This window comes from Kribbella sandramycini, assembly GCF_013131805.1.
GTDB classification, from domain to species: Bacteria; Actinomycetota; Actinomycetes; order Propionibacteriales; family Kribbellaceae; genus Kribbella; species Kribbella sandramycini.
Genome location: NZ_JABJRC010000004.1, coordinates 427,934 through 454,546, shown reverse-complemented (window position 1 = coordinate 454,546; position 26,613 = coordinate 427,934). Strand labels below are relative to the sequence as shown.

18 protein-coding genes are annotated in these 26,613 nt (G+C 69.4%); 9 read left to right on the top strand and 9 right to left on the bottom strand.

Annotated features, from left to right (window positions below; translation table 11 throughout):
* Positions 1-32 precede the first annotated feature (32 nt).
* From HPO96_RS20345 to HPO96_RS20335, 3 genes are all read right to left on the bottom strand, one after another.
* The gene (locus HPO96_RS20345; protein ID WP_171675068.1) at positions 33-1,067 is read right to left on the bottom strand and encodes a hypothetical protein; all 1,035 of its coding nucleotides are present in this window, start codon (positions 1,065-1,067) and stop codon (positions 33-35) included.
* A gap of 11 nt (positions 1,068-1,078) precedes the next feature.
* The gene (locus tag HPO96_RS20340; protein ID WP_171675067.1) at positions 1,079-1,582 is read right to left on the bottom strand and encodes a SigE family RNA polymerase sigma factor; all 504 of its coding nucleotides are present in this window, start codon (positions 1,580-1,582) and stop codon (positions 1,079-1,081) included.
* Positions 1,583-1,646: 64 nt separating this feature from the next.
* The gene (locus HPO96_RS20335; protein ID WP_171675066.1) at positions 1,647-2,681 is read right to left on the bottom strand and encodes a DUF695 domain-containing protein; all 1,035 of its coding nucleotides are present in this window, start codon (positions 2,679-2,681) and stop codon (positions 1,647-1,649) included.
* A 167-nt stretch (positions 2,682-2,848) separates the two neighbouring features.
* On the opposite strand from HPO96_RS20335, the gene HPO96_RS20330 reads away from it, so the two are divergent.
* Complete coding sequence (locus HPO96_RS20330; RefSeq protein ID WP_171675065.1) at positions 2,849-3,778, top strand: proline dehydrogenase family protein; 930 nt, start codon at positions 2,849-2,851, stop codon at positions 3,776-3,778.
* Here the strand turns inward: HPO96_RS20330 and HPO96_RS20325 are convergent, their stop codons facing one another.
* Positions 3,779-4,264, bottom strand: coding sequence for a hypothetical protein (locus HPO96_RS20325; protein ID WP_171675064.1), 486 nt, complete (start codon positions 4,262-4,264; stop codon positions 3,779-3,781).
* A gap of 98 nt (positions 4,265-4,362) precedes the next feature.
* On the opposite strand from HPO96_RS20325, the gene proC reads away from it, so the two are divergent.
* The 5 genes from proC to HPO96_RS20300 all read left to right on the top strand — a co-directional run bounded on the left by proC (position 4,363) and on the right by HPO96_RS20300 (position 17,232).
* The gene (proC, locus tag HPO96_RS20320) at positions 4,363-5,166 is read left to right on the top strand and encodes a pyrroline-5-carboxylate reductase (protein ID WP_171675063.1); all 804 of its coding nucleotides are present in this window, start codon (positions 4,363-4,365) and stop codon (positions 5,164-5,166) included.
* Positions 5,167-5,265: 99 nt separating this feature from the next.
* Positions 5,266-5,844, top strand: coding sequence for a hypothetical protein (locus tag HPO96_RS20315; protein ID WP_184999592.1), 579 nt, complete (start codon positions 5,266-5,268; stop codon positions 5,842-5,844).
* Between the two features lie 18 nt (positions 5,845-5,862).
* The gene (locus HPO96_RS20310; RefSeq protein ID WP_171675062.1) at positions 5,863-6,765 is read left to right on the top strand and encodes a TIGR03560 family F420-dependent LLM class oxidoreductase; all 903 of its coding nucleotides are present in this window, start codon (positions 5,863-5,865) and stop codon (positions 6,763-6,765) included.
* A gap of 140 nt (positions 6,766-6,905) precedes the next feature.
* Complete coding sequence (locus HPO96_RS39670) at positions 6,906-11,558, top strand: LamG-like jellyroll fold domain-containing protein (protein WP_171675061.1); 4,653 nt, start codon at positions 6,906-6,908, stop codon at positions 11,556-11,558.
* A 19-nt stretch (positions 11,559-11,577) separates the two neighbouring features.
* Positions 11,578-17,232, top strand: a complete 5,655-nt coding sequence (locus HPO96_RS20300; RefSeq protein ID WP_171675060.1) for an RHS repeat-associated core domain-containing protein — start codon at positions 11,578-11,580, stop codon at positions 17,230-17,232.
* 41 nt (positions 17,233-17,273) lie between these two features.
* Here the strand turns inward: HPO96_RS20300 and HPO96_RS20295 are convergent, their stop codons facing one another.
* The 3 genes from HPO96_RS20295 to trpS all read right to left on the bottom strand — a co-directional run bounded on the left by HPO96_RS20295 (position 17,274) and on the right by trpS (position 21,781).
* Positions 17,274-19,994: an AfsR/SARP family transcriptional regulator gene (locus HPO96_RS20295; protein WP_171675059.1), complete on the bottom strand. Its 2,721-nt coding sequence runs from the start codon at positions 19,992-19,994 to the stop codon at positions 17,274-17,276.
* A gap of 64 nt (positions 19,995-20,058) precedes the next feature.
* Positions 20,059-20,802, bottom strand: coding sequence for an endonuclease/exonuclease/phosphatase family protein (locus HPO96_RS20290; protein ID WP_171675058.1), 744 nt, complete (start codon positions 20,800-20,802; stop codon positions 20,059-20,061).
* Between the two features lie 13 nt (positions 20,803-20,815).
* Positions 20,816-21,781, bottom strand: a complete 966-nt coding sequence (gene trpS, locus HPO96_RS20285; RefSeq protein WP_171675057.1) for a tryptophan--tRNA ligase — start codon at positions 21,779-21,781, stop codon at positions 20,816-20,818.
* A gap of 331 nt (positions 21,782-22,112) precedes the next feature.
* Between trpS and HPO96_RS20280 the strand changes: the two genes are divergently transcribed.
* Entirely contained in the window at positions 22,113-22,610 is a 498-nt protein-coding gene (locus tag HPO96_RS20280) for a GNAT family N-acetyltransferase (protein ID WP_171675056.1), read from the top strand.
* Between the two features lie 313 nt (positions 22,611-22,923).
* On the opposite strand, the gene HPO96_RS20275 is transcribed toward HPO96_RS20280, so the two are convergent.
* Complete coding sequence (locus tag HPO96_RS20275) at positions 22,924-24,051, bottom strand: GDSL-type esterase/lipase family protein (RefSeq protein WP_171675055.1); 1,128 nt, start codon at positions 24,049-24,051, stop codon at positions 22,924-22,926.
* Between the two features lie 112 nt (positions 24,052-24,163).
* Here HPO96_RS20275 and HPO96_RS20270 point away from each other — a divergent pair, with 112 nt between their 5' ends.
* Positions 24,164-25,339, top strand: coding sequence for an acetoin utilization protein AcuC (locus tag HPO96_RS20270; protein WP_171675054.1), 1,176 nt, complete (start codon positions 24,164-24,166; stop codon positions 25,337-25,339).
* A 136-nt stretch (positions 25,340-25,475) separates the two neighbouring features.
* The gene (locus tag HPO96_RS20265; RefSeq protein WP_171675053.1) at positions 25,476-25,691 is read left to right on the top strand and encodes a helix-turn-helix domain-containing protein; all 216 of its coding nucleotides are present in this window, start codon (positions 25,476-25,478) and stop codon (positions 25,689-25,691) included.
* Between the two features lie 45 nt (positions 25,692-25,736).
* On the opposite strand, the gene HPO96_RS20260 is transcribed toward HPO96_RS20265, so the two are convergent.
* Positions 25,737-26,603, bottom strand: coding sequence for an alpha/beta fold hydrolase (locus HPO96_RS20260; RefSeq protein WP_171675052.1), 867 nt, complete (start codon positions 26,601-26,603; stop codon positions 25,737-25,739).
* Positions 26,604-26,613: the final 10 nt, after the last annotated feature.

Here is a 26,613-nt window from a genome sequence, read left to right as displayed (position 1 = left end):
CCCCGGCGCGCTGAGCGCCGGGGTCTCAAGGGTTACTGGGCGGAGATGGTTTTGAGTTTTCGGCCGGACTTGTCGAGTGCCTCGATCTTGAAGTCGAGTTTCTGTGAGCCGGCGACCTGCCAGGTGATGGCCCACCAGCCGTCGGTCACGGGTTTCTCGTAGGTTTTGCCGCTCGAGGAGATCCGGACCTTGGCGGCATCCGCGACGGTGCGGCCCCAGCCCGAGTACTGCTTCTTGCAATCGGTGTCGGTGTTCTTCTTGCAGCCGCCGCCGCTGGAGGAGATGTACAGCTCGGCCCACTTGGAGCCTTTCGGCGGGACGAGGATCGGGGCGTCGTCCTTGACCAGGCTGGCCAGCCGCAGGAACCGGCCCTCACTGTCGCCGAGCGGGTTCGTCCTGGGCGGGAGCTCCAGTTCGCAGGCGACCGCCGACTTGCCGGACGGCGACGTGGCGACCACCGTGACCTTCTTCTGCGCCTTCGAGATCTCGGAGGCGACGACCCGCCAGCCGGTGACGTCGACCCAGGTTTCGACCGCGCAGTTGCGCAGCAGGCCGGCGTCCGAGGCCGGCATCGGGTCGGCCTTGGCTTCGGCGATCAACTTGGCCGACGGCCGATCGCCACCCGGAACCGAGCACGCTCGATGAGGAGACGCCTCTCCGACCTTGGCCTGGAAGCGCAGCCGGGCACCGGTCCGGGCGTCCGTCGGCTTTTCGAGGGGCTTGGTCTGTCCGGGATACCGCAAGGCGCACAGGCGGCTGACTTCGGATTTGGACAGGTTCTGGAAGAGGGCTGCTTCGCCGCGTTCGAGGCCGGGGACGGGGGTGAAGTCGGGAGTCGACGTGCCGGCGGGGCCGGGGTTCTGGTTGGCGGAGCTGATGCCGGGGATGACGGTGGCGGCGAGGGCTACGGCTGCGACGGTGGCCAGGAGGCCGCCGGCGCCGGCGAGTTTGCGGCGGCGGCGGCCGCGGTGGGCTCGGGTGAGGAGGGCGGTGGTGTCGAAGGGGGGGAGGGGTTCGGCGTCGGCCACGCGGTGGAGTTCGGCGCTGACTTCGGGGTCGTTGTACATCGGGTCCTCCTTCATCGCGCCGGGCTCGGTCGCAGGTTCATGGCTTTGCGGAGAGTTTCGAGGCCGCGGGCGGCCTGGCTCTTGACGGTGCCCTGGGAGCAGCCGAGGATCTCGGCGGTCTGCTCGACGGACAGGTCTTCGTAGTAGCGCAGGACGACGCAGGCGCGTTGCCGCGCGCCGAGGGTGCGCAGGGCTTCGAGGACTTCGTCCCGGGCCGCGTGCCCGGCGGCGAAGTCGGCGCTGCCGGGCCGGTCGGGCAGTTCGGCGATCGCCACCTCGCGCCGCCAGGGCCGCCGGCCGCCGTCGTACGCCGCGTTGACGACCATCCGGCGGGCGTAGGCGAACGGGTTCCCGACCCGCTGGATCCGTGGCCAGGACAGGTACAGCTTGTAGAGCGCGTCCTGGACGATGTCGTCGGCCTTGTGCCGGTCGCCGCTGATCAGGTACGCCGTTCTTCGCAGCGACGGGTTGGCCGTCTCCACGAACTCGACGAACGCTTGGTCCCGCTCGCTCATCCGTGCCTCCTTGTTCCTTGTCCGCCTCAAGACGGAAAGGGCGGCCGGCGAGGTTGCATGTGCATCAGCCGGAAAGATGCGCGACGTTCTCCCACGCGGGATCGGGGCTGACGGTGACCGCGACCTTGCCGTGCGTCCAGCCCGGCGTAGCGGCCCGCAGCTGAGCGGCGGCCGGGGTGGCGCCGTCGATGTAGTAGTGCAGCAGGCGGGTGCCGGCGGAGGTCTCGTGGGCGAGCAGGTTGCCGGAGCCGCCGAGCCGGTCGGTGAGGTGGTCCTCGAAGGCGCGCAGCTCGTCGAGCATCTCGGCCTCGGGCAGGCCGTCGTCGCGGACGACGGGGTAGCCGACGGCGATCTCGACGTGGGTGTCCAGGTGTGGACGGCGGATCGAGCGCAGCGGGTACTCCGCGGTCGCGATCAGCCGCTCGCCGCCCCGGGTGCCTTCGAGCATCTTCCAGGCGGGGCTGCCGTCCTCGAGTGTGTGCGCGGCGGCGAACTCGGCGACGGCGGGGAGCAGCGTGCTGATCGGCTCCGCCTCCGGCGGCTCGCTCTCCAGGGTCTCGATCGCGCCGATCCAGGTCTCCACCAGCTCCTCGCCGAGCGCCAGGTCGAGGATCAGGAACGTGACCCGCTGCCGGGCCGCGGGCGGCAGCTCCGGGAAGGCCGGGTGGTAGACGCCGACGTGGATGGACGACGCATCCGGCTCGGCGACCACAACCGACTTCTCGATCGGTACTTCGGGCAGCCCTTCGAAGCGGATCGTCTTGGTCGGGCGCGGTCGGCGCAGGTCGGCGTACTCCCAGACCTGGTCGGACTCCGGCGCCGTCCGCAGCCAGCGCCGGGCGACGGCGCGGCGGGCCGGGTTCCCGGCGGCGGTGACGATCAGCGCGTGCTGGGCGTGCAAACCCGGGCCGAACTCCCAGTCCAGCTCCGGGTGGATCCGGCTGATCCGGTCGCCGAACGTCGCGGTCAGCCCGGCCGGCCAGCCGTCGGTGACGGCGTCGGCGAGCTCGGCGGCGCCGGTCTCGGTCCACCAGGTCCAGAACGCGCCGATCGGGTCGGCCTCCACCGCTGCCGACTTGCGACGCTTGAAGATGGGCATGGGCCCATCCTCTCCGACGAGGGGATCGAGCACTGTCCGTGATCGGACCAGTACGCCTGCTGGTGTGGTTCCGGCCACACGATTAGGGTGCCTCTGGTTCAGCCGCGTAACCTGCTGACACCACTGGCAATCACGGGGCCGGGTGGCATTCGGAGGAGGAAACGTAAGTGCTTCGGCGAGTCCTGCTGGGCATGTCCCGCAGCCCCCAGATCAAGAAGGCCGTCTCGGCCATGCCGGTGTCCAGTGGCATCGTGGCCCGGTTCGTGGCCGGCGAGACCGCTCCGGAGGCCGTGCTGGCCACCGAGAAGCTGGTCAGCCAGGGCCTGAACGTCACCCTCGACCACCTCGGTGAGGATGTCACCGACCTGCCCGCCGCGACGGCCACCGCCGACGCGTACCTGGAGCTGCTGCGCAAGCTCTCCGAGGCCGGGCTGACCAAGAACGCCGAGGTCTCGGTGAAGCTGTCCGCGGTCGGCCAGGCGCTGCCCGGCGACGGCGAGAAGATCGCGCTGGAGAACGCGCGGACGATCTGCCACGCCGCCCGGAACGCCGGCACCACGGTCACCCTCGACATGGAGGACCACACCACCACCGACTCCACGCTGGGCATCCTGCGCGAGCTGCGCCAGGACTTCCCGGAGACGGGCGCCGTCCTGCAGGCCTACCTGCGCCGGACCGAGGGCGACTGCCGCGACCTGGCGCACGCCGGCTCCCGCGTCCGCCTCTGCAAGGGCGCCTACAAGGAGCCCGAGTCGGTCGCCTTCCAGGAGAAGCGCCAGGTCGACAAGGCGTACGTCCGGGCGCTCAAGATCCTGATGAACGGCACCGGCTACCCGATGATCGCCTCGCACGACCCGCGGCTGATCGCGATCGCCGGCTCCCTGGCCGACCGCGCCAACCGCCGGCCGGGCTCCTTCGAGTACCAAATGCTCTACGGCATCCGCCCCGAGGAGCAGCTCCGCCTCTCCGCCCTCGGTCACACCATGCGGATCTACATCCCCTACGGCGAGGACTGGTACGGCTACCTCGTCCGCCGCCTCGCCGAGCGCCCCGCCAACCTCCAGTTCTTCGCCCGCTCCCTGATCAGCAAGAAGTAGTCAGCACGGCGAGCCGTACTCGGTGCCGTACCAGGGGCTCCAGACGGTGTGGTTGCGCATCTCGCCGGCCTTCAGCTCGTACGAGCGGAACCGGACGCACTTGCCTTCCTTGTGGTCGAAGTTGCAGTAGGCCCAGCCCTGCGCCTTCGGCAGCGCCTGGCAGTACCGGTTCTTGTCGTAGTTGGTCTGCACGTGGAAGACCGTCGCCCAGCCGTTCTCCTGCAGGTCTCGTACCCACTGGAGGTCGCCGACCCACTGGAAGCAGGTCTCACCCCAGTAGGTGCCGAACAGTCGGCAGGTCTGGAAGTTGGGCTGCTCGGCCTGAAGCTTGGGGGTGACCGGCGCGGTGGTGGCGATCGTCGGGCTGGTCGGTGTGCCGGTGTCGAGATCGTCGGCGTCCTGGTCGGCGGCGTACGCCGTGCCGAAGCTTCCGGCGAGCAGGAGCAGCGTGGCGGCGGCAGTGGCGAGGGTGCGGCGGATGCGCATGGGCGGTCCTTCGGTGGGCGGCTGGAGGTAGGACATCCTATGTGTTGGTCGGTGGACAACTGCGGCGGGGCCGGAGCAGTCGTCAGTAATCTGTGGGCATGAGTGCACAGGTGGCGATTCTCGGTGCGGGTGTGATGGGCGAGACGTTGTTGTCGGGGCTGATTCGGGCCGGGCGGCGACCGGAGGAGTTGCTGATCACCGAGCGTCGTGAGGAGCGGGCTGCGGAGCTGCGCGAGCGGTACGGCGTGGATGTCGTGTCGAATGTGGACGCGGCGTCGAAGGCGGACACGCTGGTGCTGGTGGTGAAGCCGCAGGACATGCCTGATCTGCTCGGCGAGATCGCGCCGGTGGTGCGGGCGGAGCAGACGGTCGTTTCGCTGGCCGCGGGGATCTCGACGAAGTTCATCGAGTCGCGGCTGCCGGACGGGGTGGCGGTCGTCCGGGTGATGCCGAACACGCCTGCGCTGGTGGACGAGGGGATGGCGGCGATCTCCCGCGGCGCGCACTGCGACGAGCGCCATCTGGAGCTGGCCGAGGGGCTGCTCGCGGCGACCGGCCGGGTGCTCCGGGTGCCGGAGAAGCAGCAGGATGCGGTGACGGCCATCTCCGGCTCGGGCCCGGCGTACCTGTTCTTCGTCGTCGAGGCGATGATCGAGGCCGGCGTCCACATGGGTCTGCCGCGGGGCACGGCGACCGACCTCGTCGTCCAGACCGTCGTCGGCTCGGCGAAGCTGCTCCGCGAGACCGGCGAGCACCCGACCGTACTGCGCGAGCGCGTGACGTCTCCGGGCGGGACGACGGCCGCCGCCGTCCGCGAGCTGGAGGACCACAAGGTCCGGGCCGCGTTCCTGTCCGCGATCGAGGCGGCGCGCAATCGTTCGCGCGATCTGGCCGCCGAATAACACCTCGGCTTCCGGTGGCGTTATCCTGGCGCCGCAGGTACCTGCCAGGGTTCCAGCTGGGGCTGGACATCGCAGCGGTCAAAAGGATGATTCATCTCCATGGGTAATCGTTCGGAGCAGCAGAGCACCGAGCAGCTCGCCGCCGCGCCGCTGCCCGCTACCCAGCTGCCGGAGCTGCCTTGGCGAGTGCCGCTGGATCGGGCGCCGTGGTGGGCCTGGGCGCTGTTCGTGACCCCGTTCGTCGCGGTCCCGCTGCTGAACTCCTGGCTCTGGATGGGCGCCCGCGACATGCTCGCGGTCGCGTTGCTGGTGGTGATCGGCGCTTCCGTCGTCCGGATCGCCGGCGGGGTCGTGCTGTACCGGGTGATGCTGACGCCGTCCGGGCTGAAGGCGCGGACGAGCATGCTGATCCGCAGCCTGCCCTGGCAGGACGTCGACAAGATCGAGGTCGGCGACGACAACGTCGTCCTCACCCGCGGCAAGGACGAGAACGAGATCAACGGCATCCCCAGCGATCGCGTGGCCGAGGTCGCCGCCGTCATGGAGGCGCTCCGTCAGCAGGCCGCCGGCCGCCCGCGCCGCCGTGCCACCCCGCGCCCCGGTATCGGCGCGCTCTTCGTGCTCACCTACCTGGTGCTGTCCATCGGCGCCTTCCTGACGCGCTGGCACATCGTCTGACGACCTAGAGTCGAAGCCATGGACTTTTCTCTGTGGCCGAACGCCGGGCGGACGTGGACCGAAGTAGTCGAAGGCGCCGAGTACGCCGAGCGCACCGGCTGGTACGGCGTCTGGGTCGCCGACCACTTCATGAAGAACGGCGACGACCTGTCGGCGCCGGTGAACGAGTGCCTCGCGCTGATCGCGGCGCTCGCGGCCCGGACCGAGCGGGTCCGGATCGGCTCGATGGTGCTCGGCAACACCTATCGGCACCCGGCCGTGGTGGCGAACCAGGCCGCGACCATCGATCAGATCAGCAACGGCCGGTTCGTGCTCGGGATCGGCGCGGGCTGGCAGGTCAACGAGCACGAGGTCTACGGCATCGAGCTGCCGCCGACCAAGCAGCTGCTGGCCCGCTTCGAGGAGGCCTGCCAGGTGATCACCGGCCTGCTCGGCCAGGAGCGGACGACGTTCGACGGTCAGTACTACCAGCTGGCCGGCGCCCCGCTGGAGCCCAAGCCCGCCAAGCTTCCGGTGCTGATCGGCGCAGCCGGCGAAAAGGTTGCCCTCGGCATCGTTGCCCGGTACGCCGACGAGTGGAACCACTGGGGCCGCCCGGAGCTGGCCGCCCACAAGGGCCAGGTGTTCGCCGCGCACTGTGAGCGGATCGGCCGCGACCCGAAGTCGGTCCGCCGATCCGCGCAGACCTTCCTCGAAGTCGTGGCCCCGGGGGACACCGCGGCGATCGCCCGCAAGCAGGACTTCGAGGCCCGCGGGTTGCACGTGATCATGGGCTCGGCCCAGGAGGTTCTCGACACGGTCGCGCAGTACCCGGCGGCCGGCATCGACGAGGTCCTCGTCCCGGACCACTGGTTCGGCTCCGGCGCCGAGCGCTTCGAGAAGCTGGAGCGCCTCCGCGAAGAGGTCTTCGCCAAGCTCTGACCGCCCGCTGTCCACCCCCTTTCACGGGCCCGTCGCGCGGTGAGGATCGGTCAAGGTACCGGCCGCCATCCTGATCGCACGCGGGCCGGGGGAGTGCTCCCTCGGGTCGCGCATGTTTCCGCGACCTGGGGGTTGACTCCGTGCCATCACGTCTTTCTCGGCGCCTCGCCACTTTGCTGGCGCTAGCTCTGGCCACACCACTGATATCGGCGACCACGACCGCCGAAGCATCCCGGACGGCGCCCGCCGCCGCCGAAACCACGGTCGCGGAGGTGGCCGACCTGGCCGGCGCGACCCGCGCGGCCCGCAAACAGGGCAGCCGCGTCGAGGTCACCGGCCTCCGAACCGCCGACCGAACCGTCTATGCGCAGCCGGACGGCACGTCGATGGCCGAGTTGTCGCCCGGGCCGGTCCGCGTCCGCCGGGGCAACGGCTGGGCCCCGATCGACCCGACGCTCGCCCGTACCGTCGACGGCACGCTGGTGGCCAAGGCGACCGCAGCCGACGTCGTCTTCTCCGGTGGCGGTACCGGGCCGATGATCCGCTACGGCAAGCCCGGCAGCCGGATCACGCTGACCTGGCCCGGCGTGCTGCCGACACCCGAGCTCGATGGTGCGACCGCGACGTACCGCAACGTCCGGCCCGACGTCGACCTGGTGCTGAAGGCCGAGCCCGCGGGCTACACCCAGCACCTGGTCGTGAAGACCCGGGAGGCGGCTCGGCAGCTCGAGTCCGTCCGGCTGGGGATGCAGGCTGAGGGTCTGCGGGTGACCGCGACCAAGACGGGTGCGCTCGAGGCGCGCGACAAGGCCGGCGCGGTCGTCTTCCACGCGCCGCCGTCGGCGATGTGGGACTCCGGTACGCCGATCCGGCGCGCGGTCGCCGCCGTCGCCGTGGACCCGTCGTCGTTGACGATCACGCCGGACGTGAAGCTGATGCGCGATCCGGAGGCCAAGCTGCCGATCATCGTCGACCCGAACTGGGCGACGTACGGCAAGGCGTACTGGACGTCGGTCTCCCAGGGCAAGCCGGGGAGCGGCTGGGACAACTCCAGCCCGGGCGGCTCGAACGTGGCCCAGGTCGGCCGGTGTGACTTCGACGGCTGTAATGGCATCGGCGTGATGCGGTCGTACTTCCAGTTCGACACGCAGTTCCAGAACATCCTGGTCGGCAAGACGATCATGGGCGTCTGGCTGGACGCGCCGGTGTTCTCTACCGGCGACTGCAATCCGCGCAAGCAGATGGTGCTCGGCACCAGCGAGATCGGCCCCGGGCTGAAGTGGTCGAACGCGCCGAGTGGCTGGTGGATTGCCGACGGCATGGTTCCCAGCGCCTGCGACGGCCGCAAGGAGTTCTCGTTCGCGCTGCCGAAGGACCACATCAACCGGACCCGGCCGTCGACTTACATCATCCAGTCCGTCGATGAGGGCGACAAGGCGTACTGGCGGAAGTACGAGGCGCACAACGTCAAACTGCGCGTCCGGTTCAACGCCGCGCCGAACCCGCCGGGCAGCGTCCGGATGGACCCGCCGCTGCCGGCGCCGTGCAAGTGGTGCGCCGGTACGCCGTACTTCAGCGGCAGCACGACTCGGCTGATTGCCGGCCTGTCCGACCCGGACGGCAATGCTGTCCTGCCGCAGTGGGACATCACGACCGATGGCGTGACCGAAAGCCGCTTCGGCTCCTTGCAGGCGAACGGCTCGATGCACGACACCCAGATCGCGGTTGCCGACGGCAAGAAGGTGGGCTGGAACGTCCGGGGCTGGGACGTCGACGAGAACACCGGTGCGCGGTTCGAGGCCGGTCCGCCGACGAACGGGCCCGGACCGTTCGTGGTCGACCGGACGTCGCCGTCCGCGGGGCCGAAGGTGACCGGAACGCTGTACCAGGACAACAACCGCTGGCATGGTGCGGTCGGGGTGCCGGGGGAGTTCCGCTTCGAGCGGGAGCTCAAGAATGGTCAGCCCGACCCGGGGACCGCGGATATCGACCACTACCTGTGGGACACGCAGACGCCGCCGACCAAGAACCGGGTCGATGCGGACGCGCTCGGCGGCAAGGCCACTGCTTGGGTGACGCCGACTCAGGACGGCCCCCAGGAGCTGTTCGTCCGCAGCATCGACCGGGCCGGCAACCCGAGCCCGATCACGACGTACCGGTTCTACGTCCGGGAAGGCCGCGGTCCGCTCGCGCAGTGGTCGTTCGAAGGTGACACCAAGGACATGGCCAGTCTGGGCGACCGGGACGGCACTCTGAACGGTACGGCGAAGTACGCGCCCGGTGCGATCGGCCTGGGGCTGCAGTTGGACGGTGCGCAGCACACGACCAACATGACCGCTCCGAACACACTGCGAACCGATGAGAGCTTCTCGGTCTCGGCGTGGGTCAAACCGCAGCCGACGCGCGACGGCCAGGTGATGGCGATCGCCAGCCAGGACGGTGCGCAGAACAACGGCGGCTTCTACCTGCAGTTCCGCGACAACAAGTGGGCGATGCTGCTCTTGCACAACGGAACGGCAGTCAGCCCGCCGGGAACGCTGGCAAGTGCTAGTGCGCCCGCACAGCTGGATCGCTGGTCGCATGTCACCGGTGTGTACGACAAGCTGGCGAAGAAGATCCGGCTGTACGTGAACGGCGCCCGGGTCGCCGAGCAGGCCCTACCGGCGGACTTCGTCCCGTGGAACGCCTCCGGTCCGTTCGTGGTCGGACGACAGAAGTGCGGCGCGAGTCCGTGCGACCCGTGGTCCGGTGGTATCGACGAGGTGAAGGCCTACGACCGTGCGCTGATCGACGACGAGGTCCGCACGGCGGTTGCGCGGGACGACGTCCAGACCGCGCACTGGACCTTCGAAGAGGCCGAGGGCAACAAGACCGCCAACCAGGTCGACGGCGGCCCCATTGCCGCACTGCAGGGTGGTGCGGTGTTGGGCGATGGCGCTGTCGGGCGCGGCGTGCTTCTGGACGGCGTCGACGACCAGCTGGCGACGGACGGGCCAGTGGTCCGCACCGACCAGAGCTTCTCGGTCGCCGCCTGGGTCAATCTCGACAAGGCCCCACAGACCGGCTGGACCGTACCGGTCCTCGCACAGGACGGAGCCAACGTCAGTGGCTTCTTCCTCTGGTACCGCCAGCTGGCGGACCACGGGGTCTGGGAGCTCTTCACACCATCAGCTGACGCGGTCAACCGCCCAGCGGACGAGATGGTGGTCTCGACCGCGCCCGCGAAGGTCGGCCGGCTCACTCACCTTGCTGCGGTGTACGACGCCGCTGCCAAAACCATCCGGCTGTACGTCGACGGCGCACCGGCCGGTACGGCGCCGCGCGTCGCCGGCTTCGACGCCACCGGCCCGATGCGGATCGGCCGCGGCCGCTGGAACGGCAACCCGACCAACACCTGGGCGGGCATGATCGACGAGGTCCGGGCCTACAACCGGGTCATCTCGCTCGAAGAGGTCCGTGGGCTGAAGGCTGGCGTCGACGCGACCGCGGCGACCTGGAAGCTGGACAGCAACGCCACCGACGCCTCGGCGAACCACCGTGACGGCACAGTCCACGGTCCGGCGACCTGGACCGCCGGCCAGAGCTCGATGCCGAACCCGGCCGACAAGGCCATCCAGCTGAACGGCGACGCGTACGTCGAGGCGCCGCACGCGGTGGACGTACGGCAGAGCTTCTCGGTCAGCGCCTGGCTGAAGCCGGACCGCCTCGGCGGCTGGTGGGTTCCGCTGGCGCAGGACGGCTCTGTGGTCAGCTCGTTCCACCTGCAGCTGACAGACAAGGGCCACTGGACGTTCGCGATGTCCGGCGCCGATGTGAAGGACGCTGGGAACTCCGGCGCCAGAGCGATCGGCCCGCTGGCTCAGCCCGGTGTCTGGCAACACGTGGTCGGCAGCTACGACGCCGAACGCAAACAGCTCGCCATCCACGTCAACGGCGTCCTGGGTGCCACAGCGCCGTACACGCACACCTGGGACTACCCAGCCGGTCTGTTCACGATCGGTGGCAGCAAGTGGAACGGGAACCGGCACGCGTCCTTCCCGGGTGCGATCGACGACGTCCGCGTTCATGACCGAGTGCTCGCCGAGAGCGAGCTGGTGGCGATGGCCGGCCGGGACCTCAACCTGGCGCACAACTGGGCACTCGACGAGACCAGCGGCACCGGTATGGCCGACTCCGTCGGCAGCCGGAGCGGAACGCTCAACGGACCGACCCGCGTGTCCGGTCGGGTCGGGAACGCACTGAGCTTCGACGGGCAGGACGACACGGTCTCCACACCCGGAGTCGACATCGACACCTCGAAGAGCTTCACCGTCTCCAGCTGGGTCAAGCTGCGCAAGGTGTGCAACCCGGGCGCCGAATTCTCCTGCCGCCTCACCGCAGTCAGCCTGGACGGCGGTCAGACCAGCAAGTTCCGGCTCGGGCACTTCACCGACCAGGACAGTCATCCGCTCGGCGCCTGGATCTTCGAGATGCCCGAAGCCAACGGAACGGTGACGAAGGCATCGGTGTCCGCAGTGGAGTCCGACCTGGACGGCTGGGTCCACCTGGCCGGTGTGTACGACGCAACGGCCAAGCAGCTGTGGCTGTACGTCAACACCAACCGTCAGGGCACGGGTGTGCTCAACACACCCTGGACCGGGTCCGGTGGGCTCCAGTTGGGCCGTGGCCTGCGCGCCGGTACGCCGACCGAGTTTTGGCCGGGCGAGATCGACGACGTCCGCCTGTACGCCGGCCAGCTGGACAAGGCCCGTATCAAGAACCTGTACGACTCCTACCCGGCTCTGGCCGGCTGATCGCTGAGGAATCCTCCGAATGCGCAGACATGTCGTAGTAGCCGCCCTCGTGTCGTCGCTGGTACTCGCAGCGGGGCTCGCCGGCCCGGCACCGGGGATGGCGGCCGCCGCTGGCGGACCGTCCTCGCCGGACCTACCAACCACCAACCCCGTGGGCGTGACCGGTCAGTCGGTCACGCCGCGGGACACCGACGCGGCGACCAGCGCTGCCCTGCAAGGCAATCAAGATCCGAACCAGCCCGCGGCTCAGGACGGTTCCAGCAATCTGAGCGCCACTCCGCTCGCGCCGTCCGCCACCTGGGACGTCTCGGCCCACACCGGCGACTTCAACTGGAGCTACCCGCTTCGGGTACCGCCTGCTCCGGGCGGCCTGGAGCCGGACCTGTCCATCTCGTACTCCTCCGGTGAGATCGACGGCCGGACCAGCGCCACCAACAACCAGCCGTCCTGGATCGGCGACGGCTGGAACCTCGGCCTGGGCTTCATCGAACGCACGTACGGCGGCTGCTCCGACGACAAGGAGGGCAGCAACGTGGGTCAGAAGGTCGGCGACCTGTGCTGGCGCAGCGACAACGCCACCGCGTCGTACCCCGGTGGCGGCGGGATGCTGATCGCCGGCGCGAACGGCTGGCGGACCAAGCGGGACGACGGCGCGCGCATCGAGCGGGTGACCACGGCCGGCAACGGCGACGACAACGGCGAGTCCTGGAAGATCACCACCGTCGACGGAACGCAGTACTTCTTCGGCTCCCGGCCGGAGGCGAAGTCGACGTGGACCGTACCGGTGTTCGGCGACGACACCGGTGAGCCCTGTAACAAGGCGACGTTCGACGCGTCATGGTGCAAGCAGGCCTGGCGCTGGAACCTGGACAAGGTCATCGACCCGTTCGGCAACCAGATGCTGTTGCAGTACCAGGTCGAGACCAACTCGTACGGCCGCAACCTGAAAGAGGCCGCGGTCGGCTACGACCGGGCCGGCTGGCTGGAGCGGATCGACTACGGCCTGAACAGCGCTGTGAGCGGCCAGGCGGCTGGACGGGTCTTGTTCAGCACGGCTGAGCGTTGTGTGCCGGGCAGCGTCTGCACACTGGATCGGAAGGAGAACTTCCCGGACGTTCCACTGGATGCGCGCTGCGAAGCGGCCACCTGTAAGGACCAGTTCGCGCCGACGTTCTGGAGCACCAAGCGGCTCGCGTCGGTCACTACGCAGGTACTGCGCGGTTCGGCGTACGCCGACGTCGATCGGTGGGAGCTGAACCAGCAGTTCCCGCAGCCGGGTGACGGTGACAAGGCTGCGCTGTGGCTGAAGTCGATCACGCACACCGGTCTGGCTGGTGGCTCGATTGCACTGCCGCCGGTGGTCTTCGAGGGTGCGGTCTACGCCAACCGGGTGCCGCAGACGGAGCCGCTGTCGCCGATTCTGCGCTACCGGTTGACCGGCATCGTGTCGGAGGCCGGGGGAGTCACCTCGGTGACGTATGCGAAACCGGACTGCACGGTGCGGCCGACGAACCCGGAGACGAACACCAAACGCTGCTATCCGGCCCGCTGGAAGAAGAACAAGGACTACGCCGAGCGCACCGACTACTTCCACAAGTACGTGGTCGAAAGGGTCGTGCAGTCCGACCGGATCAGCGCCAACCCGCAGCAGGAGACCAGCTACGAGTACCTGGACGGCGCGGCCTGGCACTACGACCAGTCCGAGTTCACTCCGCCGGACAAGAAGTCCTGGAACGACTACCGCGGCTACGCCAAGGTGAAGATCCGCACCGGGGTGCCGAACGACCCGGCCGGTCCGGTGACGCTGACCGAGCGCCGCTTCTTCCGGGGCATGAACGGCGACCGCGCTACCCCGACCGGTGGCAGTAAGCCCTCCGCGGTGACCGACTCCGAAGGTGGCAGTCACACCGACCACGACTGGCTGAAGGGCACCGGCCTGGAGACCATCACCTACCTCGGTGAGTCCAGCACGGTGGTGAACAAGTCGATCACCGAGCCGGTCTGGCAAGGACCGACCGCGACGCGCGGCGAGCACAACGCCTACATCGTCGGCACCGGGACCGTGCGCGAGTTGGTCGCGCTCGACGGCGGCCGCGGCTGGCGGACCACGAAGTCCGTCACCTCGTACGACGACCGCGGGCTGCCCACGCAGGTCGACGACCAGGGCGACGTAGCCGACTCCGCAGATGACCGCTGCACGAAGACGACGTACCAGCGGAACACGGCGGACTGGATTCTCGACCTGCCGTCGCGAGTCCACACAGTGGCCGTGAAATGCGGTCTGATGCCGACCTTCCCGCAGCACGCGATCTCCGACGAGCGGACGTCGTACGACGGTCAGGCGGCCGGAAAGCCGCCGGTCCGTGGCGCTGTGACCAAGACCGAGGAGCTGTCTGGGTACTCGGCGTCGGAGCCGGTCTACACGACGACCGGGACCGCGAAGTACGACGTCCATGGGCGGGTGACCGAGAGCCGGGATGCGCTCGACAAACCGACCACTACGACATTCACTCCGGTGACCGGCGGTCCGGTGACCAAGGTGGCCCAGACGAACGCCTTGGGACACGCGAGTAGCACTGTGGTCGACCCGGCGTACGGGAACCCGATCAGCGCGACGGATGCGAACGGCAAACTGACGGAGACGGCGTACGACGCTCTCGGGCGGGTGACCGCTGTTTGGCTGCCGAACCGGCCTCGGGGCGGTAGCGAGCCGAAGACGCCGAACATCAAGCACACCTACCTGGTGCGCAACGACAAACCGAACGCCGTCATCACCGAGCGACTGAACCCGAACGGCAACTACGTCTCGACGAACACCCTCTACGACGGCCTGCTCCGCCCGCGGCAGGTGCAGGCCCCCGCGGGCGGCGGCGGCCGGCTGCTGACCGACACGCGCTACGACTCCCAGGGCCGGGTCTGGAAGTCGACCCAGCCGTTCTTCAACGACGCTGCGATGGACACCGACCTCTGGGTCGCCAACGACAACGAGGCCCCCGGCCTGACCGTAACGCAGTACGACGGCGCCGGCCGCGCGGTCGAGTCGATCTTCAACGGCGGCCCGACCGAGAAGTTCCGAACCAGCACCCGCTACGGCGGCGACCGAGTCCACGTCGACCCACCGGACGGCACCACCGCCACCACAACCCTCACCGACGCCCGCGGCCGCACCACCGAACTCTGGCAATACCGCGGCGCAACCCCATCCGGCCCACACGACACCACGAAGTACCAACACACCCCCGCCAACCAGTTGGCCGCAGTAACAGACGCAGCCGGCAACCGCTGGGAGTACACCTACGACCTGCGCGGCCGAAAGACCACTGCGAAGGACCCGGACCGCGGAGTCAGCACGGCGACGTACGACGACGCCAACCGGGTCATCAGCCGGACCGATGCCCGGGAGCAGACCATCGCGTTCGCGTACGACGACCTCGGTCGTCCGACGGCCGAGACGCTGGCCGGGCGCAAGCTGGCGGAGTGGACGTACGACACCGTGGCCAAGGGGAAGCTCGCGACGGCCACGCGATACGACCGCAAGGGCAATGCGTATGTGAGCGGGGTGAAGACGTACACGGCGCTCTACCTGCCGCACCGCACGACGGTGACCGTGCCGGAGAACGAGGGTGCGCTGAAGGGCACCTACACGTCCACCCGGACCTACAACAGCGACGGCAGCCTGGAGAGTGAGACCTACCCGAAGGCAGGCGACCTGCCGGAAGAGTCGGTCTTCTACAGCTACGACGACCACGGCCGACCGCTCAAGATGCACGGCGCTGCGGAGTATGTGCTGAACACGCAGTACACCAAGTACGGCGAGCAGCAGCGCGTACACCTCGGTGAAACCGGTAAGCGGGCTTGGCTGACGACGTACTACGACGACAGCACTCGCATGGTGAACCGAACGGTCGTTGACGCCGAGGTGCCTCGGCCGCTGCAGTCTGACACCAGGTACACCCGCAACCCGGTCGGTGCCATCACTGCGATCACCGAGAGCGCGCCGGACACGACGGACGACGTCCAGTGCTACCGCTTCGACCACGTACAGCGCCTCACCGAAGCGTGGACGCCGGGTGGCGGGTGTGACGCAAACCCAACCGCAGCAGGGCTTTCGGGGCCTGCGCCGTACTGGCACAGCTACAGCTACGACTTAGCCGGCAACCGCCGGACCGAGGTGCAGCACACGGCTGCTGGTGACAGCACTCGTACCTACGCCTACCCGGCGACGGGGCAGCCGCGGCCGCATGCGGTCACAGCCATCATCAGCAACGCTGGTACTACCAGCTACAGCTATGACGCCAACGGCAACACGGTGCAGCGGGGCGACCAGACCCTCACCTGGACCCATGACAACAAGGTCGAGACGGTCGACGACACCACCTCGGTGTACGCGGCCGACGGCATCCGGTTGATCCGACGCGATGCCAACGGCAGCACGCTGTACCTGGGCGGTCAGGAGCTCCACCTCGACAAAGCGGGCAAGCTGACGGCGACCCGGTACTACGACCATGCCGGTGCCGGCGTGGCAGTCCGCACGGCGGCAGGCCTTTCCTGGCTGGCCAACGACCACCACGGCACCCAGCGGCGCAGCATCAACTCGCAGACCCAGGCGGTCACCCGCCGCCGCGAACTCCCCTTCGGCGCCACCCGGGGCGAAACCCCCGACTTCGCCGGCACCAAGGGTTTCGTCGGCGGCATCCAGGACACCACCACCAACCTCACCCAACTAGGAGCCCGCACCTACGACCAGGACACCGGCCGCTTCCTCTCCGTGGACCCCCTCCTGGTCCTCGGCGACCCCCAGCAACTCGACGGCTACTCCTACGCCGGCAACGCCCCGATCAACACCGCCGACCCGACCGGCCTCGCCCGCTCCGCCGACGACCACATCGGCCACTACCGCGAAGACAAATGGCAAGGCCAGCCGAACGTCACCCCAGACGTCGACAAGAACGGCAAACGCATCAAACAACACCGCCCCTCCTGCGACCAGGACTGCCGAGTCGGCCGGCGCGGTGGCCAAGGCGCCGCCAAACAGTCGTCCTGCAACAAGTTCGGCGACTGCCGCCGCGGCCACCAGGGCCCGGTCGCCAAGTGGGAGCCCCCAAAGGCTCCGCTGATCATGAAGGAGCCGAAGGGCTCGATCTCACTCTGCTTCGGGGCGAGCATCCAGGCCTTTCTCGGTTACGGGGGAGAAGGCTGTCTCGCCATCGACAGCAACGGCTTCGGCTACTCCCGGGGGAACAAGACGTTCGCCGGCCCTGGGGCGGGGATCGGGGCCACGATCGGCCTGAAGTACACGACCACGGATGTCGATGGGCTCGGCGGCGGTGAGACGTCGGTCGGCGGTGGCGAGGTGAAGGTCGGCCCGGCGGCCATCGGCGCCGAAGTCGGCCGCAGCGACCTCGACGAGGATCTCGCGAAACGGGCCGAGGAGGATCCGGCGTGGAGCTACGGCCTCTCGGCCGGGCCGGCCGCCGGGATCGGCGGCCGAATCAAGGGCCTCGACAAGATTCCGGGGCTTGGCAAGTTGCTGGGGGACTCCAGCGCGACCGCCGGTCACGGCACCTCCACCTCCGGCTACTACTTCCAGTGGGGCAGCTACCTGCAACGCGTCGCCGAAGGAAACCGGGAAGCCGCCGCGAACGGGGAACTGATGGACCGCGTGCACGGCTGATGTGGTGAGCGCGGCTCCCGGGGTTTCGGGGGCCGCGCTTCTTATTGGGTGGTGGCGAGGAGGAATTGGACTTCGGGGGTTCGGGGGTCGGCGAAGTCGGTGAGGATGGTGAGGGCGGTTTGGAGGGTGGTGGCGGCGAGGGTGGGGTGGTGGGCGGCCAGGAGGGATTTGGCCAGGTCGATGAGGGCTCCGGCTTCCCAGCGGCGGTTGTCGATGCGGCGGAAGAGGTGGACGGAGCGGCAGGCGGCGCGGATGGCGGGGGTGGGGCGGTGGAGGGCGGCGTAGGCGCGGGAGAGGTTTTGCTGGTTGTAGGCGTCGGCTACCAGGTCGCCGGCGTTGAGGCGGTCGGCTTCGAGGTGGGCTTCGACGGCTTCGAGGTAGCGGCCGGTGGCGGCGAGGGCGACGCCGCGGTTGTCGAGGTTGACGGCGACGCCGCGGGTGTAGCCGTTCTGCTGGCAGAGGCGGATGGCGCGTTCGCTCAGGCCGACGGCGACTTCGGGGCGGCCGAGCTCGGCCAGCACGATGGCCAGGTTGCCGAGGACCATCGCCTCGCCGCGGCTGTGGCCCACGGTTTCGAAGCAGGCCAGCGCCTCGGTCAGGTAGCGCTCGGTGCGCGGCCAGTCGTCCTGGTCGAAGTGGAAGCAGCCGATCGCGTTCAGCGTGAAGCCGCGGGCGGTTTCGTCGGTGCCGGCCGCGGTGACGGCCAGCTCGAAGACGGCGAGCCCGTCGTCCCAGGTGATCCGGTTGTCCAGGAACGTCGCCATCGCGAGCACCGTCCGCCAGGCGTATCCGGTGCGTCCGTGCGCGGCCGACCAGGTGGTGATCGCGCGCAGGCAGTTGTACTCGCGCTCGAACCAAGCGATCGCCGCAGGCACCGTGCCGAACTCCGGCACGACGCTCATCGGCTCGTACGGCTCCGCGAAATCCCTCAATCGCAACGGCTGCAGGCGTTCGTCGGCGCTCAGCGCAGCATGCAGATACCAGTCGACGAGCCGGTCGAGCGCGGCATCGGCGTCCGGCTCGTCGGCGGCCAACCCGGTCGCGTACAGCCGGATCAGATCGTGCATCTCGTACCGGTCGGCCTGTCGTTGATCGACCAGATGGACGGCGACCAAGTGGTCGAGCGCCACCCGAGTCGCCGCTGGCGTGAGTCCGGCCAATGCGGCCGCGGCGGGCAGCCCGATGTCGTCACCCGGATGCAGACCGAGCAATCGGAACATCAAGGCGGACGCCGGTGGCAGCGCCCGGTACGACCACGACAAGGCAGCTGAGAGATCGGACTGCGGATCGCCGGCGTCCAGCTGGGCCAACCGGGCCTGGGCATCGCCGAGCGCGACGACGACCGCGGCCAGACTGTCGGCGCGCTGGGCCCGCTCGGCCACGATCGCCAGCGCCAGCGGCAGCCGATCGCAGAGCTGGATGAGCTCCCGGCTCGCCTCCGGCTCGGCAGCGACCCGCTCCGAGCCGATAGTTGCCGCAAGCAACTCCACCGCCTGCTCGGGCGCCATCGGCTCCAGCGTCAACCGGCGCGCGCCGTCCCGAATCGCCAAGCTCCGCAGCTGATTGCGGCTGGTGACGATCACCAGACTGCCCGACCCCGGGAGCAACGGCCGGATCTGATCGGCGTCCCGCGCGTTGTCCAGGAGCAGCAGCACGCGGCGGCCCGCGAGCGTGCTGCGCAGCAACGCCGACCGCTCCTCGATCTTGGCCGGGATCCGTTCGCCGGCGACGCCGAGCGCGCGCAGCAGCATCGCCGCCGCGTCGGCCGGCCCGATCGGCTCGCCGGGCCCGTAGCCGCGCAGGTTCAGATAGAGCTGCGCATCCTCGAAACCGGCCGCCTTCCGATGCGCCCAGTGGACGGCGAGAGTGGTCTTCCCGGTGCCGGGCGCGCCGTCGATCGTGATGATCCGGGTCGCGTCGTCCGCCTGCTCGCGATCCAGGACGTCGAGCGCTGTCAGCTCAGCGTCGCGGCCGACGAAGCTGCGGATGTCGTGCGGTAGCTGCCGGATCGGCTCCGGACGCCGGACGCCGCTGTCGAGCATCGAGCGATACAGCTCGTCGAGCTCCGCGCTCGGATCGATCCCGAACTCGTCGCGAAGCAGCGTGCGGACCTGGTGGTACCGGTCGAGGGCCTCGGCGCGGCGGCCCGCGCGCCGCAGCGCGTCGATCAGCCGGAACCAGAGGGCCTCCCGCGTCGGGTACTGCCGGGTCAGCTCGGTCAGCTCCGCGATCAGCGCGCCCGGTGGGCCGGCGGCGAACTCGAGGTCGATCCGCCGCTCGGTCGCGGCGAACCACTCCTCGGTCAGCTGGGGTACGACGTCCCGGTCCAGCCAGGTCGAGGTGAGGTCGCCGAACGGGCGGCCGCGCCAGAGCGCGAGCGCTGTGCGCAGCACTTGCAGCTCTGCGGCAGGCGACCCGGCGTCCGCCGCCTGGCCGACCAGATCGCGGAACTTGTACAGGTCGATCCGCGACTCGTCGGCGCGCAGCCGGTACCCGGCCAGATCGGTCTCGATCCGGTCGGCGCCGAGCACCCGGCGCAGGCGGGACACGTAGGTGTGCAGCGTGCCCTGCGGCCGCGCGGGCGGCTGCTCGGGCCAGAGCTGATCGGTGAGGACGTCGAGGCTCACCGGCTGGTTGACGGACAGCAGGAGCGCGGCGAGGACCACCCGGGGCTGACCGGCCGGGATCGACAGCTCGGTCGTGGCGGTCCCGACCTCCCACGCGCCGAGAATGCGCCAGCAAAGCTCCTCGTCAGCCGCCATGTCTCTATCAGACCTCATTCCGGGGTGCTGAGAGACCGATTTCCGGTCAATGACCAGACCGGAATCACAGACTGAGGGTCGCCATCACGGGCCAGTGGTCGCTGGGCAGCCGCCCGTTCGGCCGGAAATGCGAGACGGCGCCCTCGACGACCGTCCAGGCCGGGCCGACCAGAATGTGGTCGATCCGGTCGTCGTCCTCGGCGCCGGTGAAGTCGTGCCAGCTGCCGCCGGCCTCGATCGGGACGGCGTACCGCAGCCCGGCGTCGGTCAGCGCCTTGAGCGGCGGCGAGTCCGGCGTCGCGTTCAGATCGCCCATGACGATCCACGGCAGGTCGCCGGCCACCCATTTCGCGACCAGGCGGGACGACTGCAGCTGGGCGACCTCGCCGGCGTGGTCGTAGTGGGTGTTCAGGACGCCGACCGTCGTCCCGTTGCGGTGCCGCAGCCAGACCAGCGTGGCGACGCGGGTCAGGTCCGCGTCCCAGCCGACCGATCCCGGCGTACCGGGGTCGTCGGACAGCCAGCGGGTCTCGAACCGGTCGATCCGCCAGTCGCCGGTCCGGACCATGATCGACGCGTGCTCGCCGGCGCTCTGGCCGTCGTCCCGGCCGACGCCGACGATCTCGTACTTCGGGAACTGGAGCCGCAGGTAGCCGAGCTGGTCGGGCAGCACCTCCTGCAGCCCGACCACGTCGGCATCCAGCAACTCGATCGCCGCCACCGCCGCCTGTTTCCGGACCGGCCAGGCGTTGTCGCCGTCCGGGGCCGAAGAATTGCGGAGGTTGAAGGTGGCGGCGCGGAGCTTCATGGCATCCAGCCTTTCATGGGGCGCAGCCTGCCAAACCCATGGCTCGGGTCGCCGCCCGGAGTCGGGGAGTGCTCGCCGCCAGCGCCCGATCCCGGCCCTGCGCCAGCAGTTGGTCGATCGCGCCCGGGTCGGTCGCCAGCCGCGCGTATTCCTTCTGCAGCGGCTCGACCACGGCCAGGACGGCGTCCGCGACGTCGAGTTTCAGATCGCCGTACGACGTGTACGCCGTCGCCAGTTCGACCGGATCGCCGTCCGTGCACGCGGCCAGGATCTCCAGCAGGTTGGTCACGCCCGGCTGGTTCTCCTCGTCGTGGCGGATCTCGTTGCCGGAGTCGGTCCGGGCGCGCATGATCTGCCGGCGGATCACGTCCGTCGGGTCGAGCAGCCGGATCGTCCCGACCGCGTCGTCCGCGTCGGACTTGCTCATCTTGGCTGTCGGGTTGGCCAGGTCCTTGATCCGGGTGGCCAGCGCGGCCTTGTGCAACTGGGGGACGACGAACGTCTCGCCGTACTCGCGGTTGAACCGGAGCGCGATGTCGCGGGCCAGCTCGACGTGCTGGTCCTGGTCCCCGCCGACGGGCACGCGCTCGGCGCCGTACAGCAGGATGTCGGCGGCCATCAGGCACGGGTAGGTGAACAGCGAGGCCCGGGTCATCGGGCGCCCGCCCTTCTCCTTGTACTGGATCATCCGGGACAGCTCGCCGACGTACGACGTGCACTCCAGCAGGTACGCGAGCTGGGCGTGCGTCGGGACGTCGGACTGGACGAACACCGTCCCGGGCGGGATACCCGCGGCGAGCATCAGCGTCGCGCACTCCCGGGTGAGCGCCGCGAGCCGCCGCGGATCGTGTTTGGTGGTCATCGCGTGCAGGTTGGCGACGAAGTAGAACCCGTCCGGGTCGGTGAACCGGCGGAGCGCGCCGAGGTGGTTGCCGAGGGTCAGGCGGCCGGACGGGGTGATGCCGGACAGCGAGGTCATGTCAGTGCCTTTCGGTGAGTGGGAGCCCCACCGAGCGCACGAAAAAGGCCGTCTCGGCGGAGACGGCCTCTTGGGTGCGTGTGAACGCCGGGTGACCGCCCTAGACGGCCCACCACAGCTGCAGATTCGTGTTCACACCTTCAGGTTAGCTCACAGAATGCAATCGGTCTGCACCTGTTCTGCAAAATCTGTAACGCTTTGCAGTCCAGGACCGATGAACCGGGCGTTGGACCCGCTGCTGACCCAGCGCTCGGGCGGGCCGGCGCAGCCTGGGAGGGGTGTTGCGCCGCCCGCCGAATCGGGCCCGGATCGGCTTTGTCAGGATGAAGCCATGACGGTACGACGGCTCACCGAGGACGACTGGCAGACCCTGCGCGCGGTCCGGCTCCGGGCCCTGCTGGATGCGCCGGAGTCCTTCTACCAGACCTACGGCGAGTCGGTCGCGCTCACCGAGGCCGACTGGCGGGCCCGGTTACAGGCGGCCGGCAAGGTGACGCTGCTGGCCGAGTCCGCGGGCAATCCGGCCGGGATGGTGCTCGGCGTCCCCGCGGGCCCCGACGAACGCGATCCGGATGCCGCGCTGATGCTGTCCATGTGGGTGGATCCGAACTTCCGGGGCACCGGCGTCGCCGACGAGCTGACCGCCGAACTGCTGGTCTGGTCCCGTGAGCAGGGCTACAAACGGCTGCTGCTCTGGGTGTACGACGCCGCCCCGCGCGCCGCGGCCTTCTACCGCCGGGCCGGTTTCGAGTCCACCGGGCGCGTCGACACCTTCTACGACGCGACGCGCCCGCTGACCCTGATGTCGCAGACGCTGGAGCGTGTCTGATGGCTCCCCGCCTACTGCGGGGCACTCGGCACAGCATCTCGCCGCACTGGTGCACAGGTGACGATGCTCCGCATCGACCCCTCCGCCCCAGCACACCGAGCTACCGCACCGAGCACCTCCTCGCTACGGCGCGGAGCCACCAGACACGCTGGAGCGTGTCTGATGGCTCCCCGCCTACTGCGGGGCACTCGGCACAGCATCTCGCCGCACTGGTGCAAAGGTGACGATGCTCCGCATCGACCCCTCCGCCCCAGCACACCGAGCTACCGCACCGAGCACCTCCTCGCTACGGCGCGGAGCCACCAGACACGCTCTAGGCGGTCGGGACCAGGCTGATGTCGATGGCGTCCAGCTCGGTGTAGCACTCGCCCTTGGCGAACGTGACGGTGTTCTTCCCCGCGACCAGCGGCAGGTCGACCTTCGACGTCCCGAGCAGGTCCCAGCCGTACGACTTGTAGAGCATGGTCTGCTGCGGGCCGCCGTTCGCGCTCACCTTGTGCGTGCAGTCCGTGCCCATCCCGTTCGCGCCCCGGGCCCGGATCCGGTAGTTGCCAGCAGCACCTACTTCGAAGCTGAACTTGACGAAGCTTTCCGGGAGGTCGATGTAGCCGACCTTCGCGCCGCCCGACGCCGAGGTGATCTGCGTCCGCCGGGTCGGCGCGCCGCTGATCACGGCGTTCGCGGTCTGCTCGGCCTCGAAGCGGGTGACCTGCTGGCCGGTCAGCGCGGCGTACCAGCGGACGGCGGCCTTCGAGGCGGCGCCGTAGTGCGGGTGCCACATCTCCAGGAAGTCGTACGGGTGGAAGAGGCCGGAGTTCGCGTCGACGTAGCTGACCTTCTTGCCCGCGGCAACCTTTGCCGCGACCATCCCGGGGATCGTGTAGTTGAAGGCCGCGACCCGGGCGTGGTGGGCCGGGTCCTGCAGGACGGGGATCGAGGTCACGAAGACCCGGGTCTCCGGCAGCGTCGTGGTGATCGTGTCGACCAGCGTCGAAAGCTTGGCCGGCGCCGCGCCCGCCCCGGCGTCGTCGTACATGTCGTTGGTGCCGATCTGGAGCGTGATCACGTCCGGCCGGTAGGTGTTCAGCCAGCCGACGACGTTGTCCTGGATCTGGCCGATCGTCCAGCCGCCGTGTCCCTCGTGGTCGCGGTCGGTGAGGCCGGCCGGGCCGCTGGCCAGTGAGCCGACGAAGTCGACCGGCCGGTTGTCGGCTCGCAGCAGCTGGTAGAGATCCGCCCGGTAGGCCGCGCCGGGCGCGTCGGCGCCGCCGGTGTTCGAGTCGCCGAGCGGCATCAGCTTGGTCGGCGTCGCCCGGTTGATCGGGACGGCGGGCCCGTCGACGGCGGCAACGGATCGGGCGCCGGAGTCGGCCGTCACGGCGGTGCCGATCAGGGCGGCCACGCCGAGCAGCGCGGGCAGGGCGCGAACAAGCGCACGCATCAGATATCTCCTCACGATCGGGCGGGATTCCACCTGATCGTGAGCTCGCCGCCGGGGACCGGCAATCCTTTCGACCGACCCCGAAGGAAGTCGCCGGGTTAAGGTCGGGAGCATGAGCGGTGAGGCGAAACTGGTCTACGACGACGGTCTGACGGCGTACGACTTCGGGGGCGGGCATCCGATGAGCCCGATCCGGGTGCAGCTGACGATCCGGCTGGCGCGTGAGCTCGGCATCCTGGACCAGCTGACGGTCGTACCGGCTCCGATGGCCGATGACGAGCTGCTGCGGACGGTGCACACCGCGGAGTACGTCGACGCGGTCCGGCGGGCCGGTGCGAACCCCGACGTACCGGACGAGCAGCACGGGCTGGGGACCGACGACACCTACTGCTTCCCCGGGATGCACGAGGCGAGCGCGCGGATCGCGGGCGCCAGCGTCGAGGCCGCGCGGTCGGTCTGGCAGGGCGAGGTGCTGCACGCGGCGAACGTCGCGGGCGGTCTGCATCATGCGATGCCGAACCGGGCCTCCGGGTTCTGCGTGTACAACGACCCGGCGATCGCCATCCAGTGGCTGCTCGACAACGGCGCCGAGCGGGTCGCGTACGTCGATGTCGACGTCCACCACGGCGACGGCGTCCAGGAGGTCTTCTACAACGACCCGCGGGTGCTGACCGTGAGCCTGCACGAGTCGCCGACCACGCTCTTCCCGGGGACGGGCAGCGCCGGTGAGACCGGCGGGCCGGGGGCCGAGGGTTCCGCGGTGAACATCCCGCTCCCGCCCGGCACCGGGGACGCCGGCTGGCTGCGCGCCTTCCACGCGATCGTGCCCGACGTACTCCGGGCCTTCCGGCCGTCGATCCTGGTCACCCAGCACGGCTGCGACTCGCACGTCGAGGATCCGCTGGCCCATCTGACCAAGACGGTCGACGGCCAGCGGGCGGCGTACCTGGCCCTGCACGACCTGGCCCACGAGCTGACCGGCGGGAAGTGGGTCGCGACCGGCGGTGGCGGCTACGCGATCATCGACGTCGTCCCGCGCGCCTGGAGCCACCTGCTCGCGATTGTGGCCGGCAAGCCGGTCGACCCGCAGACGCCGGTGCCCGAGGCGTGGCGCGAGGAGGTGCAGATCCGGTTCGGCCGGGTCGCGCCGCTGCGGATGACGGACGGCCGCGATCCGGAGTACGTCGACTGGTCGAGCGGCTACAACCCGGGCGCCTGGCTGGACCGCTCGATCAAGGCCACCCGGGACGTCAGTTTTCCGCTCCTGGGGCTCGACCCAACGTACTGACTCCGTCACAGGATCGAGTCACACGAGTCCCCCTCTTTCCCATTCGCACCAACAGCCACTACCCTCGACCTATGCGCGGACGGAGGTGCCGGAGGGGAAGCCGGCGCACGATCCGTGCTGGAAGTGCGGTGCGCAAATGGCATCAAAGAAGTCCGGTGGTGAGCAGCCGCTCGCTGAGGTGAAGTTTTTGACCGTGGCCGAAGTGGCCACGGCCATGCGCGTGTCCAAGATGACCGTGTACCGGTTGGTGCACTCCGGTGAGCTGCCCGCAGTCCGGGTAGGTCGTTCGTTCCGGGTCGCCGAGGACGCCGTGCACGACTACCTCAAGGGCGCCTTCTTCCAGGCCGGATAACCACGAGAGAGGCGGCCGGATCCCGTTCAGGGGCCGGCCGCCTCGTCATGCCTGCCGGGTCAGGAGCTGCTCGATCGCGGCGGTGATCTCGCCCGGATCCTCCTCGGCCATGAAGTGACCGGCGGTGGTCAGCTGGTGGTGCAGGTCGGGCGCCCAGGCTTTCCAGAGCGCTCGCGCGTCGAAGCCCAGGGCGGCGCCCCAGTCCTGCTGGATGACGGTGACGGGCAGCTGGAGCTGGGCCCCGGCGGCGCGGTCGGCCTCGTCGTGGGTGACGTCGATCGTGGCGGAAGCCCGGTAGTCGGCGACGATCGAGGGGACGGCAGCACGGCAGGCGTCCAGGTACGCCGTCCGGACGTCGTGGGGGATTGCGTCCGGGCTCTTGGTCCAGATGTCCAGGAAGTGGCCGAAGAAGGCGTCGGGGGCGGCGGCGATCAGCTGCTCGGGGAGGCCTGGGGGCTGGGCCATCAGGTAGAGGTGGAAGCCGACAGCGGCTGACGTGCCCTGCAGGACCGACCACATGTCCAGGGTGGGGAGGACGTCCAGAATCAGCAGGTGGGTGACCGCTTGCGGGTGGTCGAGGGCGGCTCGGAACGCGACCAGCGCACCGCGGTCATGACCGGCCAGGGCGAAAGTGGAGTGGCCGAGCGACTGGACCGCTTCGATGATGTCGGCGGCCATAGCGCGTTTGGAATAGCCCTCGGTCGGCTTGGCGCTGCCGCCGTAGCCGCGGAGGTCGGGGCAGATGACGGTGTGGTGGGCAGCCAGGTCAGTTGCGACGTGGCGCCACATTAGGTGCGTCTGGGGGAAGCCGTGCAGCAGGACGATCGGGGTGCCGGAGCCGCCGACTGCGACGTTCAGAGTGACGCCGTCGGTGCCTGGGACCTGGTGGTAGTCGAATCCGTTGATCTTCACCGGACCAGCG